At 61.5% G+C, this 17,015-nt stretch carries 16 protein-coding genes and 1 pseudogene; 13 read left to right on the top strand and 4 right to left on the bottom strand.

Annotated elements, in window-relative coordinates:
• Positions 1-11 precede the first annotated feature (11 nt).
• Positions 12-1,289, top strand: a complete 1,278-nt coding sequence (locus tag VOM14_RS29600) for a hybrid-cluster NAD(P)-dependent oxidoreductase (RefSeq protein ID WP_327632274.1) — start codon at positions 12-14, stop codon at positions 1,287-1,289.
• A gap of 176 nt (positions 1,290-1,465) precedes the next feature.
• A complete protein-coding gene (locus VOM14_RS29595; RefSeq protein WP_327632273.1) occupies positions 1,466-2,323 on the top strand; it encodes a glycine betaine ABC transporter substrate-binding protein in 858 nt (285 codons plus the stop codon).
• Positions 2,324-2,375: 52 nt separating this feature from the next.
• On the opposite strand, the gene purU is transcribed toward VOM14_RS29595, so the two are convergent.
• Positions 2,376-3,248 (bottom strand): formyltetrahydrofolate deformylase, encoded by an 873-nt coding sequence (purU, locus tag VOM14_RS29590; protein ID WP_327632272.1) that lies wholly within the window; start codon positions 3,246-3,248, stop codon positions 2,376-2,378.
• A 126-nt stretch (positions 3,249-3,374) separates the two neighbouring features.
• The gene (locus VOM14_RS29585) at positions 3,375-4,289 is read right to left on the bottom strand and encodes a choline sulfate utilization transcriptional regulator (RefSeq protein ID WP_327632271.1); all 915 of its coding nucleotides are present in this window, start codon (positions 4,287-4,289) and stop codon (positions 3,375-3,377) included.
• Positions 4,290-4,450: 161 nt separating this feature from the next.
• On the opposite strand from VOM14_RS29585, the gene betC reads away from it, so the two are divergent.
• From betC to VOM14_RS29570, 3 genes are all read left to right on the top strand, one after another.
• Positions 4,451-5,989, top strand: a complete 1,539-nt coding sequence (gene betC, locus VOM14_RS29580) for a choline-sulfatase (protein ID WP_327632270.1) — start codon at positions 4,451-4,453, stop codon at positions 5,987-5,989.
• 68 nt (positions 5,990-6,057) lie between these two features.
• Positions 6,058-7,008, top strand: a complete 951-nt coding sequence (locus VOM14_RS29575) for a choline ABC transporter substrate-binding protein (protein ID WP_327632269.1) — start codon at positions 6,058-6,060, stop codon at positions 7,006-7,008.
• A 269-nt stretch (positions 7,009-7,277) separates the two neighbouring features.
• Entirely contained in the window at positions 7,278-8,426 is a 1,149-nt protein-coding gene (locus tag VOM14_RS29570; RefSeq protein ID WP_327632268.1) for a porin, read from the top strand.
• Positions 8,427-8,621: 195 nt separating this feature from the next.
• On the opposite strand, the gene VOM14_RS29565 is transcribed toward VOM14_RS29570, so the two are convergent.
• Positions 8,622-9,125 (bottom strand): flavin reductase family protein, encoded by a 504-nt coding sequence (locus tag VOM14_RS29565; RefSeq protein ID WP_327632267.1) that lies wholly within the window; start codon positions 9,123-9,125, stop codon positions 8,622-8,624.
• Positions 9,126-9,364: 239 nt separating this feature from the next.
• On the opposite strand from VOM14_RS29565, the gene VOM14_RS29560 reads away from it, so the two are divergent.
• The 3 genes from VOM14_RS29560 to VOM14_RS29550 all read left to right on the top strand — a co-directional run bounded on the left by VOM14_RS29560 (position 9,365) and on the right by VOM14_RS29550 (position 12,832).
• Positions 9,365-10,798, top strand: a complete 1,434-nt coding sequence (locus VOM14_RS29560) for a 3-deoxy-D-arabino-heptulosonate 7-phosphate synthase (protein ID WP_327632266.1) — start codon at positions 9,365-9,367, stop codon at positions 10,796-10,798.
• Positions 10,799-10,905: 107 nt separating this feature from the next.
• Complete coding sequence (locus VOM14_RS29555; RefSeq protein WP_327632265.1) at positions 10,906-11,487, top strand: cytochrome b; 582 nt, start codon at positions 10,906-10,908, stop codon at positions 11,485-11,487.
• A gap of 208 nt (positions 11,488-11,695) precedes the next feature.
• Positions 11,696-12,832, top strand: a complete 1,137-nt coding sequence (locus tag VOM14_RS29550) for a porin (protein ID WP_442955603.1) — start codon at positions 11,696-11,698, stop codon at positions 12,830-12,832.
• 38 nt (positions 12,833-12,870) lie between these two features.
• Here VOM14_RS29550 and VOM14_RS29545 read toward each other — a convergent pair whose 3' ends face one another.
• The gene (locus VOM14_RS29545) at positions 12,871-13,065 is read right to left on the bottom strand and encodes a hypothetical protein (protein WP_327632315.1); all 195 of its coding nucleotides are present in this window, start codon (positions 13,063-13,065) and stop codon (positions 12,871-12,873) included.
• Positions 13,066-13,340: 275 nt separating this feature from the next.
• On the opposite strand from VOM14_RS29545, the gene VOM14_RS29540 reads away from it, so the two are divergent.
• From VOM14_RS29540 to VOM14_RS29520, 5 genes and pseudogenes are all read left to right on the top strand, one after another.
• Complete coding sequence (locus tag VOM14_RS29540) at positions 13,341-14,027, top strand: GntR family transcriptional regulator (RefSeq protein ID WP_327632264.1); 687 nt, start codon at positions 13,341-13,343, stop codon at positions 14,025-14,027.
• Positions 14,028-14,298: 271 nt separating this feature from the next.
• A complete protein-coding gene (locus VOM14_RS29535) occupies positions 14,299-15,255 on the top strand; it encodes a flavin reductase family protein (protein WP_327632263.1) in 957 nt (318 codons plus the stop codon).
• Between the two features lie 32 nt (positions 15,256-15,287).
• Positions 15,288-15,602 carry an NIPSNAP family protein gene (locus VOM14_RS29530; protein WP_327632262.1) on the top strand — a complete coding sequence of 105 codons (315 nt, stop codon included), beginning with the start codon at positions 15,288-15,290 and terminating at the stop codon, positions 15,600-15,602.
• A gap of 64 nt (positions 15,603-15,666) precedes the next feature.
• Entirely contained in the window at positions 15,667-16,698 is a 1,032-nt protein-coding gene (locus VOM14_RS29525) for an ABC transporter substrate-binding protein (RefSeq protein WP_327632261.1), read from the top strand.
• An 80-nt stretch (positions 16,699-16,778) separates the two neighbouring features.
• A pseudogene (locus tag VOM14_RS29520) lies at positions 16,779-17,015 on the top strand (ABC transporter permease); the annotation flags it as partial.

Raw genomic sequence — 17,015 nt, 5'->3', positions numbered from 1 at the left:
GGGAGAAAACAATGATGCGCGATCAGGCCACGTTTCAGCCTGGCACCGAGCCGGCCTCGGTTCATGCAGTAAGCCGCGTTACACAGCCGCGCTTCTGGGACGCGCTGCCCGCGCGCTGGAATTGCGATGCCGACGAAACGCTGGTGTGCTGCCACGTTCGTCAGGAAACGCACGACGTGAAGAGCTTTTTCTTCCGTCAGCCTTCCGAGCGGGCCTTCGTGTTCGAGCCGGGCCAGTTCATTACGCTGGAACTCGACATCGAGGGCGAATCGATCAATCGCTGCTATACGATTTCGTCGCCGCCCACGCGTCCGCACACCATTTCCATCACGGTGAAGCGTGTGCCGGGCGGCAAGGTCTCAAACTGGCTGCACGACAATCTTCAGCCAGGCGTCGAGGTTCGCGTGCTCGGACCCGCGGGCGAATTTACGTGCGCGCGTCATCCGGCTCGCAAGTTTTTGTTCTTGTCGGCCGGTTCGGGCATTACACCGTTGATGTCGATGAGCCGCACGCACCACGAACTCGGCGAGGACAGCGACATTATGTTCGTGCACAGCGCTCGCACGCCGGACGACATTATCTTCGCGCGGGAACTCGATCTGATCGCCTCGAATCACACGCGATTCCGCACGGCGTATGTGTGCGAACGCGTCGGCACGCGCACGAGCTGGCCAGGCGTGACCGGCTTTCTGACCTTGCCGCTGCTCAAGCTGATCGCGCCGGACTTTCTGGAGCGCGAGATCTTCACCTGCGGGCCCGCGCCGTATATGCAGGCGGTGCGCAATCTGCTCGACGAGGGCGGTTTCGATCGCAAGCATTATCACGAGGAAAGCTTTTCGTTCGAAACGGTCAGCGACGTCGCGGCGCAATTGACGACTGCGCATGTCGCGGACGCGCTGCAAACCGCGCCTGAACCGGTGACGGCCGACAGCTTCGTGGACGCGCGTGACAAGGCGCCGGGGTTCGAACCCGCGTTGGAGCCTGCTTCAGAACTCGCTCCCGCACCCGCACCCGCTGAAACGGAGACGCGCTATAAAGTCAACTTCACGAAAAGCAATCGCGAGATCGAATGCGGCAGCGGCCAGCATGTACTGGATGCCGCGAAGAAAGCCGGTGTCCGTCTGCCTTCGTCATGCACGCAAGGTATGTGCGGAACGTGCAAGGTGAAACTCGTATCCGGCGAAGTCGCGATGAAACACGCGGGCGGCATTCGGCAGCGCGAGATCGACCAAGGTATGGTGTTGCTTTGCTGCAGCAAGCCGCTCTCCGATCTGGTGGTCGAGAAGTGAGCGGCGCGGAGTTTGAAAGGAGCGGTACGGAGGAGCGGCATTAGTTCAGACGGAAAGCACGTCGCCAGGTCGCATGCGGACAATTACTTGTCGCAAAACCGTGCTACCAGGCAATTCTGGCTGGCGATTCTAGATGCTCATTGGGTTGTTTTTGTCAGGCAAACGGGAGAACGGCGGTGAGACTGATCAGAAAGATACTGGTGTTGAGCACCTTGAGCGCGGCGCTGGCGGCAAGCAGCGTGAGCGTCTCGGCGGATACGAAGCCGACCATCAAGATCGGCTACGTCGAAGGCTGGGACGATAGCGTGGCGACCTCCAACGTGGCCGCGCGCGTGATCGAAAAGCGTCTCGGCTATCAGGTGCAACTGGTGCCGGTCGCGGCGGGCGTGATGTGGCAAGGCGTGGCGCGCGGCGATCTCGACGCGACGCTGTCCGCCTGGTTGCCAGTTACGCACGGAGCGTACTGGAACAACTTCAAGGACAAGGTGGTCGACCTTGGCGCGAACTTCAACGACGCGAAAATCGGCCTCATCGTGCCGGATAACGTCGACGTGAAGACGGTCGGCGACCTCGAAGCGAAGAAGGACGAGTTCGGCGCGCGCATCGTCGGTATCGATGCGGGCGCGGGCGTCATGCAGAAAACCAGCGAGGCGATCAAGGCCTATGGACTCGACTACAAGCTGATGCCGAGTTCGGGCAGCGCGATGACCGCCGAACTGGCGCGTTCGGAAGCGGCGAACAAGCCGATCATCGTGACCGGCTGGAAACCGCACTGGATGTTCGCGAAGTACAAGCTCAAATTCCTCGACGACCCGAAGAAAGTGTTCGGTGAAGCCGAGCACGTGGACAGCGTGGTGAATCCGGAACTGGAAAAGAAGGCGCCGCCGGTCGTGGCGTTCCTCAAGAAGTTTCAGTGGAAGCCGGGCGAGATCGACAGCGTGATGCTCGCGACGCAAAACGGCGAGAAGCCGACCGCCGCCGCCGATGCATGGATCAGCGCGCACGGCGACCGGGTGGATAGCTGGGTGAAGTAATCCGGATTTACCCGAAGCAGGAAACGCCGCTTTTTCAAGCGGCGTTTTTTTATTACAGCACGACGGTTCTATCCCCGTTGATAAACACGCGCCGTTCGATAAACGCCTTCACCGCGCGGGCGAGCGTAATGCACTCCACATCGCGTCCGGTAGCGAGCAGACGCTCCGGGCTGTATGAATGATCGACGCGCTCGACCACCTGCTCGATGATCGGACCTTCGTCGAGATCGTCGGTCACGAAGTGCGCCGTTGCGCCGATCAGTTTGACGCCGCGCGCATGCGCCTGGTGATACGGCTTGGCGCCCTTGAATCCGGGCAGAAACGAGTGATGGATGTTGATCGCGCGCCCCGCGAGCGCGCGGCTCGTGTCGCCGGAAAGAATCTGCATGTAGCGCGCGAGAATCATCAGTTCGGCGCCGGACGAGTCGAACAGATCGAGCAAACGCGCTTCCTGCTGCGGTTTCGTATCGGCGGTGATCGGCAGGTGATGGAACGGCAAGCCGTGTTGCTGCGCGAGCGGTTCGAGATCGCGATGGTTCGAGCCAATACCGACGATGTCCATTTTCAGCTCGCCCATTCGCCAGCGGAATAACAGGTCCGCCAGGCAGTGCTCCAGTTTCGACACCATGATCAGGACTTTGGGCCGCGTGCCGACGTCGTGCATCGCCCATGTCATACGAAAGCGCTCGGCAATGGCTTCGAACTCGCGTTTGAGCGCCACGATATTCAGCGTCTCGTTGCTGTCCACGCCGTGAAAAACGCAGCGCACGAAGAATTGCTCGCTGAGTTCGTCGTCGAAAACGGTGAATTCGTCGATATAGCAATGATGCCGGTCAAGAAAGCCGACAACGGCGGCAACCTGGCCTGCGGCGCTCGGACACGCCACGGTGAGAACCAGTTGATCGGAACGGGAATCGGCGGACATGCGCTCTCCACATAGACGATAGGTCCATGCCGCGGGGCGCGGCATGCATCGTCGCAGTAGAGCAAATGACAGGGTGGCCGGGATAGAAGCGAATCGCCGTGGCGCTGGAACGGGTGCGTCAGACGCTCATTCGGCGTCGAGTCCGCATTCTCCCAGAAGCCATTGGCGGAAAGCGTCGACGGCCGGCGCGGATGCGCGCTGCGTGACCAGCATGTAGCCGCGTTCCGTCACGACGGGCGCATCGAACAGTTCGACAAGCTGCCCGGTCGCGAGCAGTTCATCGACGAGCGGCGCCCAGCCGAGCGCCACGCCTTGCCCCATGATGGCGGCGTGAGTGACGAGCGTGAAGCTGTTGAAAGTGATGCCGCGATGCGCCGGAGGTGCAACGAGGCCGTGCGCCGCGAACCAGTCGGCCCACGAGAGCCAGCGCGCCGGCTGCGTCGGTTCGAGATGCAGCAGCGGCAGCGCGAGCAATCCGGACGGCGAGTGCAGCGGCGGATGCGCGGCGAGAAACGCTGGGCTGCACACGGGCGTGACGCGCTCCGGAAAGAGCTTGACGACACTGCGCGCATTCCAGTCCGCATGTTCGTCGCCGAATGCAATGGCCACATCCGCCTGATCGTGCGACGGATCGAACACGCTTTGCGAGGTGATGATCTTGACGTCCACGTCGGGCATCAGCGCCTTGAATTGCGAAAGCCGCGGCATCAGCCAATAGGTCGCGAATCCGAAATCGGTGGATAGCGTGAGCGTTTGCGGCGTGCGCCGCGCGCGAATCTCAGCGGTGGCAAGACGGATCGTGTCGAGCGCATGATGCACGGCTTCGAAGAGCCGCTCGCCGTCTTCCGTCAACGTGACACCGCGATGTCCCCGCTCGAAAAGCGGCGCGCCCAGCGTCTCTTCTAGCTGCACGATGCGCTGACTCACAGCCGGCTGCGTGGAGCCCAACTCGCGCGCGGCCGCGGTGAAACTCGCGAGACGCGCGGCGGATTCGAACATCGTCAATGCCTGCATTGGCGGCAAGCGATCCTGCCTCGACATAACATCCCCTTATAGGCACATAACGAATTGCCGTCTTCACAGCGCCGAATTGAACAGCAATAGTGATGTTCATGCCGGACGCGAACTATAGGCTTGAATGGCGATTGCGCGCGCACCGGTATTTGCACTGACATTCATGATTTTATTCGAGGCGCGCTCCAATGCTTGACAGCAAAAAGAATATTCTCATTCTGATGGCCGACCAGATGACCCCGTTCGCACTCGCCGCGTACGGACACCCGCTCACGAAAACACCGCATCTCGACCGTCTTGCGAAGCAGGGCGTGGTATTCGATTCCGCCTATTGCGCGAGCCCGCTGTGCGCGCCGTCGCGCTTTTCTTTTCTGTCGGGCAAGCTTCCCTCCGCCATTGGCGCCTATGACAATGCAGCGGAATTTCCGTCGCAAACACTGACATTCGCGCACTACCTTCGCGCGGAAGGATATCGCACGATTCTCTCGGGCAAAATGCATTTCTGCGGCGCCGATCAATTGCACGGTTTCGAAGAGCGCCTCACTACCGACATCTATCCCGCCGATTTCGGCTGGACTCCGAACTGGGACGATTTCGAAGCGCGCCCCACGTGGTATCACAACATGAGTTCCGTGATCGACGCAGGCCCGTGCGTACGCACGAATCAACTCGATTTCGACGATGAAGTCACGTTCACCGCGCGCCAGAAGCTCTTTGACATCGCGCGCGAACGCCACGCCGGAAAAGATGCAAGGCCATTCTGCATGGTCGCGTCGTTGACGCATCCACACGATCCCTATGCGATTCCGCAAAAGTACTGGGACATGTATCGCGACGAAGATATCGACATGCCCGCGCATCGTGATTCGTTCGAGGAAGCCGATCCGCATTCGAAGCGGCTGCGTCAAGTGTACGAAACGGATCGGACGCCGCCGACCGACCAGCAGATTCGCAACGCGCGTCGTGCCTATTACGGCGCGATTTCGTATGTCGACGACCAGTTCGGCGCGATTCTCGAAGCACTCGAACAGGCGGGGCTCGCAAAAGAGACGATCATCGTCGTGACTTCCGATCATGGCGAAATGCTGGGCGAGCGCGGCCTCTGGTACAAGATGACGTTTTTCGAAGGCGGCTGCCGCGTGCCCTTGATCGTGCATGCACCGCAGCATTTCGACGGGCATCGCGTGCGCGCGTCGGTGTCGCATCTCGACCTGCTGCCGACGCTCGTCGAACTGGCGCGCGGCGAAGAGCCGCCGGCATGGCCGGACTCACTCGATGGGCACAGTCTCGTGCCGCATCTTCTGGGCGAGCGAGGCGGTCATGACGAGGCGATCGGCGAATATCTTGCCGAAGGCGCTATCGCGCCGGTCGTGATGCTGCGGCGCGGGCGCTTCAAGTTCATTCACACGCCGGCTGATCCCGACCAGCTCTACGATGTCGAAGCGGACCCGCTGGAGCGCGCGAATCTCGCTGCGCAAGCGGAACACGCGCGCGCGGTAGCGGCGTTTCGCGAGGAGATCGCGCAACGCTGGGATCTCGCCGCATTGCACAACGAAGTGCTGCAAAGCCAGCGGCGGCGGCGCTTTCATTTCGCGGCCACCACGCAAGGCACGGTGGCTTCGTGGGACTGGCAGCCTTTGGTCGATGCAAGCCAACGCTATATGCGCAACCACATCGACCTCGACACGCTGGAGGCGATGGCGCGTTTTCCAGCCGTCGCACACTGACGGTTCATGTCAAACACTTAACGCTTCATACACGCTCACCCTTCACCCACCGACAGGAAGCCGCGACGATGAACAAGCTACTCAAACAGGCGATATCCGGCGTTGCGCTGCTGTGCGCGGCCGTCAGTTTTGCAATGGCCGCCGAGCCGCAATCGTGCACGCAGGTCAACATGGCGGGGCCGGGCTGGACCGACATCGACGCTACGAATGCAATGACCGGCGTCGTGCTGAAGGCGCTCGGCTATAAACAGAAAGTGGCGAACCTGTCGGTGCCGATCACCTATCAGGGCCTGAAAAAAGGGCAAATCGACGTGTTTCTCGGCAACTGGATGCCTGCGCAGGCACCTGTCGTCAAACCGTTCGAAGAAGAAAAATCCATCGAGGTGGTGCATCCGAATCTGAGCAACGCGAAGTTCACCCTGGCTGTGCCCGACTATGTGGCGGCGGCGGGCGTGCATTCTTTCGCGGACCTTGCAAAGAATGCGGACAAGTTCGACAGCAAGATCTACGGCATCGAACCGGGCGCGCCGGCCAACCAGAACATCAAGAAGATGGTGGACGAAAAAGCTTTTGGGCTCGGCGACTGGAAGCTCGTGGAATCGAGCGAAACGGGCATGCTTACCCAGGTCGAGCGGGCGGTGCGCGAGAAGAAATGGATTGTGTTTCTCGCGTGGGAGCCGCACGTGATGAACACCAAGTTCAAGCTCACCTATCTCGACGGCGGCGACAAGTACTTCGGCCCGAACTTTGGCGGGGCCACCGTCAATACGGTTGCTCGCACCGGCTACGCGGAACAATGCCCGAACGTGGCCCGTCTGTTTAAACAGCTCACCTTCAACGTCGATCTGGAAAACGGCGTGATTACCGAAGTTCTCGAAAAGAAAACCGGTGTCGATATCGCCGCGACCGAAGCGCTCAAGCGCCACCCGGAGTTGCTCAAATCATGGCTCGACGGCGTGAATACCGCGAGCGGCGCGAATGGCCTGCAAGCCGTGCAGACGGCGCTCGGCGTCAAATAACAGAGGCAATGGCAAGCGCGAGGTCGCGAGGCGACAGATTCATGTCGCATCCAATCGATTCGCTGTAAATCTGGACCCTTATTCTTGACCCGTCGATGCAGGCCTGATGGAACTTGCATGCGCAACCAATAGCATCAGGCCATATCGATTGGGTCTCAGCCGGTTTCGAACTGCCCGTCATGCGAGAAGTGCTGCGCGTCCACGAATTGCGCGCAGCAGGAATCGCTTTATCCAACGAATTGCGCAGGCATAGAGCAGGGGAGAATTAAATGAAGAAGAGCAATACCCTCCGTCTTTCGGGACTCGCTATTGCAGCAGGCGCCGTGTGCGCGTCGCCGGCTGTTCATGCGCAAAGCAGTGTCACGCTGTACGGCATTCTGGATGCAGGCATTACCTACGTGAACAACGCGGGCGGCGCGCACCAGTACAAATTCGACGACGGCATTTCATACGGCAACCGTATCGGCTTCAAGGGCGTCGAGGATCTGGGTGGCGGCCTGCAAGCGGTATTCGTGCTGGAGTCGGGTTTTCACGTCGGCAACGGACAACTCGGATTCGGCGGCGCGGAATTTGGGCGCCAGGCCTACGTCGGTTTGAAGAACAACTGGGGCACGTTGTCGTTCGGTAATCAACTCGACATGACGGAAGAATTCGCCTACCTGTACAACATTTCCGCGTGGGCGAGCGGCTATGCGATTCACCAGGGCGACTTCGACCGGATGAACGGCGACCGGCTGCCGAATTCGATCAAGTTCCTTTCCGCCGATTTCTCCGGCTTCTCTTTTGGCGGCATGTACTCGTTCGGCAATACCGCGGGCGACTTCCATCAGAAGAGCGCGTGGAGCGTGGGCGCGCGATACCAGAACGGCAACTTCAATATGGGCACCGCCTATACGCAATTGAACAATCCGTTCGGCATTTACGCATTCGATCCGTATGCGATGATAGGCACGCGCACTTTTCTCGGCAAGCCGACGGTTTCCGTCAATCCTGTAACCGGCGCGGTGACGGATTTGTATAGCTCATCATCGTTCCCGGTCGATAAGCAGGGCGCGTTTGCAATCGGCGCCGCCTACACGATCGGCAAAGTCATGGTGAGCGGCAACTTCACTTACACGACGATCAAGGGGCTCGGGCAGACCTCGCATATGCAGGTGTACGAGGGCGGAGCGTCCTACACGTTCACGCCCGCGTTGATGCTCTATGGCGGCTATCAGCACACGCGATTTGAAGGAAACCACTGGAATCAGGGCTCGCTCGGGCTTCACTATCTGTTGTCCAAGCGCACGGATGTTTATATTTCCGGCGACTATCTGCGCGCATCCGACGGTGTGAACGCGGTGATCGGCTACAGCTTCACGCCGTCCACGTCGAGCACTCAGGCCGATGTGCGTATCGGCATGCGGCATTCGTTCTGACGCTGCTCATGCTTCCAACGCGCGCGAGGGCGAGTTTCCCGAAACGGAAAATCGTCCTCGTGGTTCTGCTCGCGCAATGCCTTCTCCACTCATGGCGATAAGCGGACTTCGCGAGCCCGCGAATCCGTGATCCCGACCTCGCTTTGCCGGCGCGGCGCGGCTCGGCGCGGCGCCGCATCAGGCCGGCGAGCGTGGCTAGCGAAAACTGTCCGGATAGAGACTCGCGCTCATGTCCAGGTTGCCGGTCTCGGCGTAGATCAGCGGCTCGCCGTCCGGGCCGACTGTCGCGCCATCCACCACGCGGCCCACCACCAGACGATGATCGCCCGCCTCGATGTCGTTGACCACCTCGCAGTCGAAGTGAGCCAGCGCGTCGAGCAGCAGCGGTGCGCCTGTAATAGCTGTTTGCCACGGTATCGACGCGAGCTTGTCGACCGTGCGTCCCGACTGCGTGCCGAAGTGGTCCGCCAGCCGCTGCTGGTTCGCGCGCAGCACACTGACGCCGAATACGCGGCCACGCTTGAGAAGTTCGTACGACTCGTGGTCCGGACCAACGCTGATCGCCAGAAGCAGCGGCGAAAACGAAATCTGCATGATCGAACTGGCCGTGAATGCATTCCGCTTATCGCCGTCGGCCACGCCGACCACATACACGCCAGCCGTCAAATGCCGGAAAAGATCTGCGATGTGCTCGCTCATCGTGAGTCCTTTTTCTTTACGAAGCGAATCTCATCATATCGCCGCCTTCGGATCGCTGCTTCCATCGCGCCGGGAATGGGACTTGCGCAGTGGAGAGCTTGACGCTGGATCATGACCGCGACGAACTCACAAGACATGCTGGCCAACGACGAACCGATGGCAAAATCTCGCGAGCGCATCGCGTGGGCCCAATACCACGCGCGTATTGTCACCTGCGTGAAGTGCCTGAACCTATCGTCATGTCCGTGCCGCCACTATTCATTTCACAGTCATCGCCAGCCTTGCTCGATGAAACGCTGAGCGCCGTCGCCCGGCGTTATCGCGTGCCGGCGGATGCCGTGAGATTTCCTCCGGTTGCGGGAGCAAGTCCCGCAACGGCGCTCGCGATTGTCATCGAACAGGCTCGCGAGGTTGTGGTTCGCCATGAAGCGCCAGACGCGGCGCTGAAGCAGCTTTTCGTCGACGCACTCGCCCGGCTGATTCGCGAAGCGATGCGCGCCGAGTCCGGCGATCCTGTTTTTCAGGCAATGGTGCTGCGTCATCAAACGTCGGCGGTGCGCGAGTACGCGTCGCTATCCGCGCACGCCGAGCGGGATCGTCGTGCGGTGCATGCCGCCGTCAATAGCTTCGCTCATCCGGCGAGGCAGCACCGTATGCCAGCGGGGCGGCAACGCGACGCGTTGGCCTGGCTGCATGCAGCGGCGAGCGTGGAGGCGTGGTCGGAGTTCGATGAACGCCTTCGGCGTGTTTCTGACGAGCCGGGACTGTCGAGCGAATTCGCCTTCGTGCGGCACGTGGCAGAACTGTTGGACAGTCCTGCGTTGGCACGTTTGCGGCGTCTCGACGCTTTGGCGTCGGACGAACGCGTGCGTCGATACGAGTTGCTGCGGGACCGGCATGGACCTCGCCCAGGAAGCGCGGCGGCCGTCGCGCATGGCGTTGCGTCGAAGCAGCGTGGCGCCGCGGTGGAAGCGTTGGCGACACAGGCGCTCGAGGTTCTCGCGCGGCGGCTGAACGAAGCGGACGGCGCGTTTGCGTCGTACTGTGTCGTCAACTCGATGCGCGTGCCGTCCTCGATTCCGGCCAGTCACGAGCGCGCGAAAACCGAATGGGACGCAGTGCTTTTAAGGCAACCGAAGTCACATGACGAGCCGGCGGCGTGGGACGTGTGTCTGCTCGTCGAGGCTAAGGCCTCCGTGGACGCCGCGACCACCGACTTTCCGCGCCTATTGCGCGGACTGGACCTGCTCGCGCACGCCGGGAAAGACGTCGTTTATTCGTTTCAGACCCAGCAAGGAACCCTGCGTCTACGCGGCGCTTCGCTAGGCGCGCTGCGAACCGACGAGGCCGCTCTCGCGCGTACGGTGCTCTATTGCTGCGACGCGCCCGCCGAAGTCACGCCGCGTCTGCTCAGCGCCGCTGGCCGTATGCAGCTTTTGTCCGCCGAGGCCAGTCTGGAATTCGCCGGAGCGCTCGCGCAAAAGCAGCATGCGGATGTTGGGAAGCTTGAGCCTGTGTGGCATCAGTTGCTCGAATCGCCCAAGTGGAGCGCTTTGCTCAACCAGTATTCGACACTCGGACGGGTTCGCGAATTGATGGTGCACACGGACGATTTTCAGTCGGCGGTGAGCAATGAGGCGAGGCCGTCGGCGAGCAAGGGCGAATGCGAATAGCGCCGGCCACGTTGTAACGCAAGCTAATAATCGCGCTCCGGCGCGAATGTTCCGAGGCGCGGTTTTTGTGGCAGGCTTCCTGATTCGACATTGAAAAGGCACTGACTATGTCCCGCACCTCCCATTCCTTTCGCGCGTTGCCGTCCGCACGACTTGCCTACAGCTTCGCGCTGCGTGCGCTGCACTGGCTGACGGCGCTATGCATGTTCGTGGTCATCCCCGTTGCGTGGTACATGACGACAATGGACCGTCATGACCCGTCGCGCGGCACCTGGGTGAATCTGCACAAATCCATCGGCCTGACTGTCCTGCTGCTCACGCTGATCCGCGTGGTCACGCGGCTATCGGGCGCGACGCCGCCGCTGCCGGAAAACATTCCGGCGTTCGAGCGGACGCTCGCGCATATTGGCCACGGATTGTTGTACGTGATCCTCGTGGCGATGCCCATTAGCGGCTACCTCAATTCGTATGGCGGCGGTCATCCGGTGAACTGGTTCTGGCTGTTTCAGGTGCCCGCGGTCGTGCCGCAGAACAAGGCGCTCGGGCATCTCGGTGCGGCGATCCACTACTGGCTCGCGTTTCTGACGTACGCGCTGATCGCGGGACACGTGCTGGCCGTGATCTACCATCAATTGATCCAGCGTGTGGATGTGCTGGGACGGATGACCGGACGGGCAGGGAAGAGCTGAGCTGTCATCGGTCCGCCGGTTTCCTCTGCCGGCGCTTGTGATGAATCACAATCTCCTGTTTTCAGCTTGACGTTGCGTCGAAGCGACATGGTTTCTCCAGCAAGTCCGCTTGTCGGAGCGGGCCGGGTTACCATCTCGCGCTTTTGTGCGGCCCGCGCGTTTTAAGCGCGGGAGAGTCGCACATCGACAAAACAATTCAGGGTTTGAAGTGAGAAATAGAAGGATCGCCGCTGCGGGCGGCGTTGCGCTGGCGTGCGCTTGTCAGTTCGTGAGTCAGCCCGTTCGCGCCCAGAGTTCGATCACGTTGTACGGCATGACGGAAATCACGCTGCGCTATCTGACCAACGACGACGCGCGCAATGACGGCAGACTGTTCATGGGCAATGGGGCGGTCATCAACAGTCATATTGGACTGCGCGGTACAGAACAGTTGGGCAACGGCCTGAGCGCGGTCTTTCAACTCGAAAGCAACTTCAATCCACAAGACGGAACCGCGAGCGACAGCGGCCGCTTCTTCGGGAGTACGGCGAACGTCGGTCTGTCCGGCAAGTTCGGCACCTTGACGCTGGGCCGCCAGGACACGCCGCTCTTCGACAAGCTCGTCACGACCTACGATCCGTTGACGTACGCGAACTACCCGGAGAATTCGTGGCTGCCGTATGCGCTCGGCGCGGGACTCGCGGCGGACAATTCGATCAAATACGTGGGCCAGTTCGGCGGCTTGTACGTGGGCGCGATCTACTCGACAGGCGGCAACTACGCGTGGAGCGGCGCCAACGGCTTTTCGGGCCAGATTCCGGGGCACTTCACGGCCGGCAATCTGTACGGCCTGCTCGCCTCGTACGCGTACGGCGCGCTCAGTCTGGGCGCGGGCACGCAGCAGGTCCGCGACAATTCCAACAACCGGCAGGCGCTTTATCACGTCGATGCGGCATACGCGTATGGTCCTACGAAGCTGTATGCCGGCTATATGCATTCGCAGGACAACACGGGCCTCGTCGATGCGTTGCTCGCCGAACAGCCGATGGCCGACATCAGCCAGTTGAAGAACAGGAATCGCATCGACGACGGACCCTTCGCGGGCATCGCCTGGCAAGTGAGCGCGCCGCTTTCGCTGACGGGGGCGTTCTACTACGACCACATGCGTAACGCCACAACCAGCGGCAACACGCTGGGCAGCGGAAACCGCTATACGATCGTCGCGCTGCTGGAGTACGCGCTGTCGAAGCGCTCCGAGGTGTACGGCACAGTCGATTTCAACCAGGTGAGCGGCGCTGCAACGGTGGAGTTGCCGGGGCGCGCCAATCAGACCGGCGTGGCGATCGGCATGCGGAGTTTCTTCTGACGCGCGAGCGTGTCGTTTCGCGCTCGGCTCGCGATTGCCTATTTCTTGTCCTGTACGGGCGCCGGGTCGTTCTGCAGGCTTTCGGCCCGCAGGAAGTCTAAGTCGCCACCTTCATCGGCCTGGGTCACAGCTTGCGGAAATTGCTTGCGATATTCGCGCCCGGCCTTCGGACGCTCCACCGGGTTGGCGGCGGTGCGCCTCGCCAGCTCTTCCGTGGAGACGACTGTCTGCACTGACAGCGGGCAAACGGCACAAACGGCACAAACGGCACAAACGGCACAAACGGCACAAACGGCACAAACGGCACAAACGGCACAAACGGCACAAACGGTACAAGCGGCGCATTCGCTGCTGCGGCGCGCTGCGGGCAAAAGAGATCCCGAAGCGCACAAGTGTCGCGCAAATATCGCCGCGTGTCTGAAATGTAGCCGAATGGTAGATAATATGGGATTCCAGGTGCCGACCGAACCATCGTGCGGCCTTTTCTCTCTGCTCACTGTGCTCGCCTATGTCAGATCTTAAAGTTGTCCGCGAAACCAAAACGCTTCGTGAACTGACGCTGGACAAGCTGCGCGACGCGATCGTGCAGGGCTACTTCAAGCCGGGTGCGCGGCTGGTCGAACGCACGCTGTGCGACGAGCTGGGCGTGAGCCGCACGATTGTGCGCGAGGTGTTGCGGCACCTCGAAACGGAAGGGCTCGTGGAGGTCGTCGCGCGGCAGGGCCCCGTGGTCGCGCAACTCAATCCCGCTCAGGTCAGCGAGATTTACGAACTGCGCGGCCTGCTCGAAGCGAACGCCGCGCGCGCGTGCGCGGAGCGCTCCACACCCGAACTCGTGGCGCAGTTGCGGGAAATCCGCCAGAAAATCGAAGCCGCCTTCAAGACCGGGGATCTGGCGGCGGTGCTCGCCGACACGGAACGCTTTTATGAAGCATTGTTCGATGGCGCGCAGCGAACCGTCTCGCTCGCCGTGGTCAAGACGCTGAACGCGCGAATCAATCGCCTGCGCGCGCTCACCATCGCCACGCCGGGGCGCAGCGAAGAGTCGAATCGCGAGATGAACAAGATGCTCGACGCAATCGAGCGACGCGACGGCGACGCGGCATTCGCCGCCTCGATCGCACACATCAAGCGCACCGCGGAACTCGCGCTCGCGGCGCTCGCTCAACGCAGCGAGGGCGCGTCAGCGGCGTAATCCGGCGCGCGGCTCCGCTACTTTCCCATCGCCGGCCGCCGTCTCGCGGCCGCGCCGGGCGCTCGTCCTGAGTGCCATCCACCGATCCAATCCGCCGTAGACGCTAGACGCCGCGTCCAGCGTCCTTTCCGCCCACGCGCACCGCAATTTCGCGTCCAACGCCGCGTCCGACGCCGTCCCGCCCAATCATGGTATTCCATAATATTTGGCCTGTTTTCTTGGCTGTAGTATGGCATACCATAATCTTGTGGAGCGCGAGTTGGAGAACGCCATGTCTGAGCCGATCATTGAACAGACCTTCGACACCCTCGAATTCCGTCGCGCGCTGGGTGCCTTCGTCACGGGTGTGACGGTCGTCACGACGATCCAGCCGGACGGCTCCCCGCGCGGCTTCACGGCCAATTCTTTCAGTTCGGTTTCGCTCGACCCGCCGTTGATCCTCGTATGCATTGCAAAAAGCGCGTCGAGCCATGCGGTGTTTTCCACCGCCGATCACTTCGCGCTCAGCGTGCTCGCAGAGGATCAAAAGGCTGTTTCCGGCGTGTTCGCGTCGAAGTCGCCCGAGAAGTTCGCGCAGGTTGCGTGGCGCGCTTGCGCGACCGGCGCGCCGGTGATCGACGGCGCGGCGGCCAGCTTCGATTGCCGCACGCATCAGGTCGTGGATGCGGGAGACCACATCGTTCTGATCGGGCGTGTCGTGGATTTCCTTCATTCGAGCGCGTCGCCGCTCGGCTACTGCCGGGGCGCGTATGTGAACTTCAGTCTGTCGCAGGACGCGCTCGCGGCGACCGGCGCGCGCGCCCAGGTCGGCGCCATCCTCGAACACCGCGACGGCCTCGTGCTGCTGGAGACGAAAGACGGCTTGCAGTTGCCGACCGGCGTCAGGCTCGAACCCGAAACCGACGCGGGCAGCCTTCGCGGCGTGCTGAAAAAGCTCGGTCTCGCCGCGCATCTCGACTTTATTTTTGCCGTCTTCGAATGCGCAAGTGGGCCGTCTGCGAGCGTGCGGGTCTACTACCGCGGCCGCGTGGGCAACAGCCATGCGGCGATGATGGACAGCGCGATCCACGTCGTCCCGCTGTCGCGAATTCCATGGAGCGAACTGCGCGACGAAGCCGTGCGTTCCATGTTGCAGCGCTATGTGCGCGAGCGCAGCGAAGACGCATTCGGCATTTATGTCGGCGACTCGGAAGCCGGACAAGTCCAGGCACTCGCTACCGCGCATTGACCGCCCCTATCTCAACGAGGAGAAACGCAACCATGTACTACGAAATGCGCACTTATCGGATCAAGACGGGCGGCGTGCCCGCCTATCTGAAGCTCGTCGAAGAAGAGGGAATCGAGCTGCAAAAGCGGTATCTGGGCCAGTTGGTCGGCTACTTCTTTTCGGAAATCGGTCCGCAAAATCAGATCGTGCATATCTGGGCGTATCCGAGCCTCGACGAACGCGAGCGCCGCCGCGCCGCACTCGCCGAAGACCCGGCGTGGCAGGCATTCGCGCCGAAAATCCAGGCGCTGATGGACGAGATGGAAAACAAGATCATGAAGCCGACGCGGTTTTCGCCGCTGGCCTGAGAGAACGACCGAGTGCTCACGCATTCAATGCAGCGATACCAAACCGATTTCCATGGAGACTGACATGACCCCCACACGCACTTCGATCGTCAAGCCGTTGCTCGCACTGTGCGCGGCCACGCTTGCAGCCGCGCCGGCGCTCGCCGCGGACCCCATCGTTTTCACGAGTTGGGGCGGGACGACGCAGTCGTCGCAGCAAAAGGACTGGGCCCAACCCTACACGCAAGCCAACGGCATCAATGTGCTGATGGACGGTCCGACCGACTACGGCAAGCTGAAGGCGATGGTGGACAGCGGCAACGTGAACTGGGATGTCGTCGACGTGGAAGGCGATTTCGCGTACGCCGCGCAGAAGGCTGGGCTGATCGAGCCGATCGACTACTCGGTCGTGAAGAAGGATGAACTCGATCCGCGCTTTTCCACCACCGATGCAGTCGGCAGCTTCTATTACTCGTTCGTGCTCGGCTACAACAAGTCGAGTTTCAAGGGCGCGCAGCCGCAGACGTGGGCCGACCTGTTCGACACGAAGAAATTTCCCGGCAAGCGCACGTTCTACAAATGGTCCGCGCCCGGCGTGCTGGAAATCGCGCTGCTCGCCGACGGCGTCGCGCCGAACAAGCTCTATCCGCTCGATATCGATCGCGCGCTCAAGAAGCTCGACACGATCAAGGGCGACATCGTCTGGTGGAGCGGCGGCGCGCAGTCGCAGCAGTTGCTCGCGTCGGGCGAGGCGCCGATCGGCATGTTCTGGAACGGCCGCCTGCATGCGCTCGAACAGACCGGCGTGCCGGTCGGCGTGTCGTGGAATCAGAACCTCACAGCCGCCGACATGCTCGTGATCCCGAAGGGCGCGAAGCATAAAGCGGAGGCGATGAAGTTTCTCGCCGTCGCGACGAGCCCGCAGGCGCAGGCCAAATTCGCGCAGGACACCGGCTACGCGCCGATCAACGTGAAGTCCGCTGCGGTGATGCCGCCCGCGGTCGCGAAGACGCTGCCCGACCAGTATAAGAACTCGCAGATCAATCTCGACATGAAGTACTGGGCCGACAATCGCGACGCGATTGCGAAGCGCTGGTACGCGTGGCAATCGAAGTAACGTCCGCGAACGAGGCGTGCGCCGACGCGCCCCTCAATCGCGCGGCGCGTCGCAGCAATCGAAGATAGGCAGGAGACACCATGCCCCATGTTCTGAGTACCGTCGCCCATCCACCGGCGACGCCCGCGCGTGCGCGCCGCGACTGGCGCCACATGCGCCTTCTGGTGCCGGGAATCGTGCTTCTCGTCGTGTTTTTCATCTTGCCGGTGCTGTCGCTGCTTCTACGCAGCGTGATGGAGCCGGCGCCGGGCCTGCAGAACTATGCACAACTGCTCGGCTCGACCACGTATCTGCGCGTGTTCGGCAACACGTTCCTC

Source organism: Paraburkholderia sp. MPAMCS5 (genome assembly GCF_036016995.1).
Classification (GTDB): domain Bacteria; phylum Pseudomonadota; class Gammaproteobacteria; order Burkholderiales; family Burkholderiaceae; genus Paraburkholderia.
Note: the sequence above shows the minus strand (reverse complement) of the source record. Positions and strands in the feature narration are given on the sequence as shown.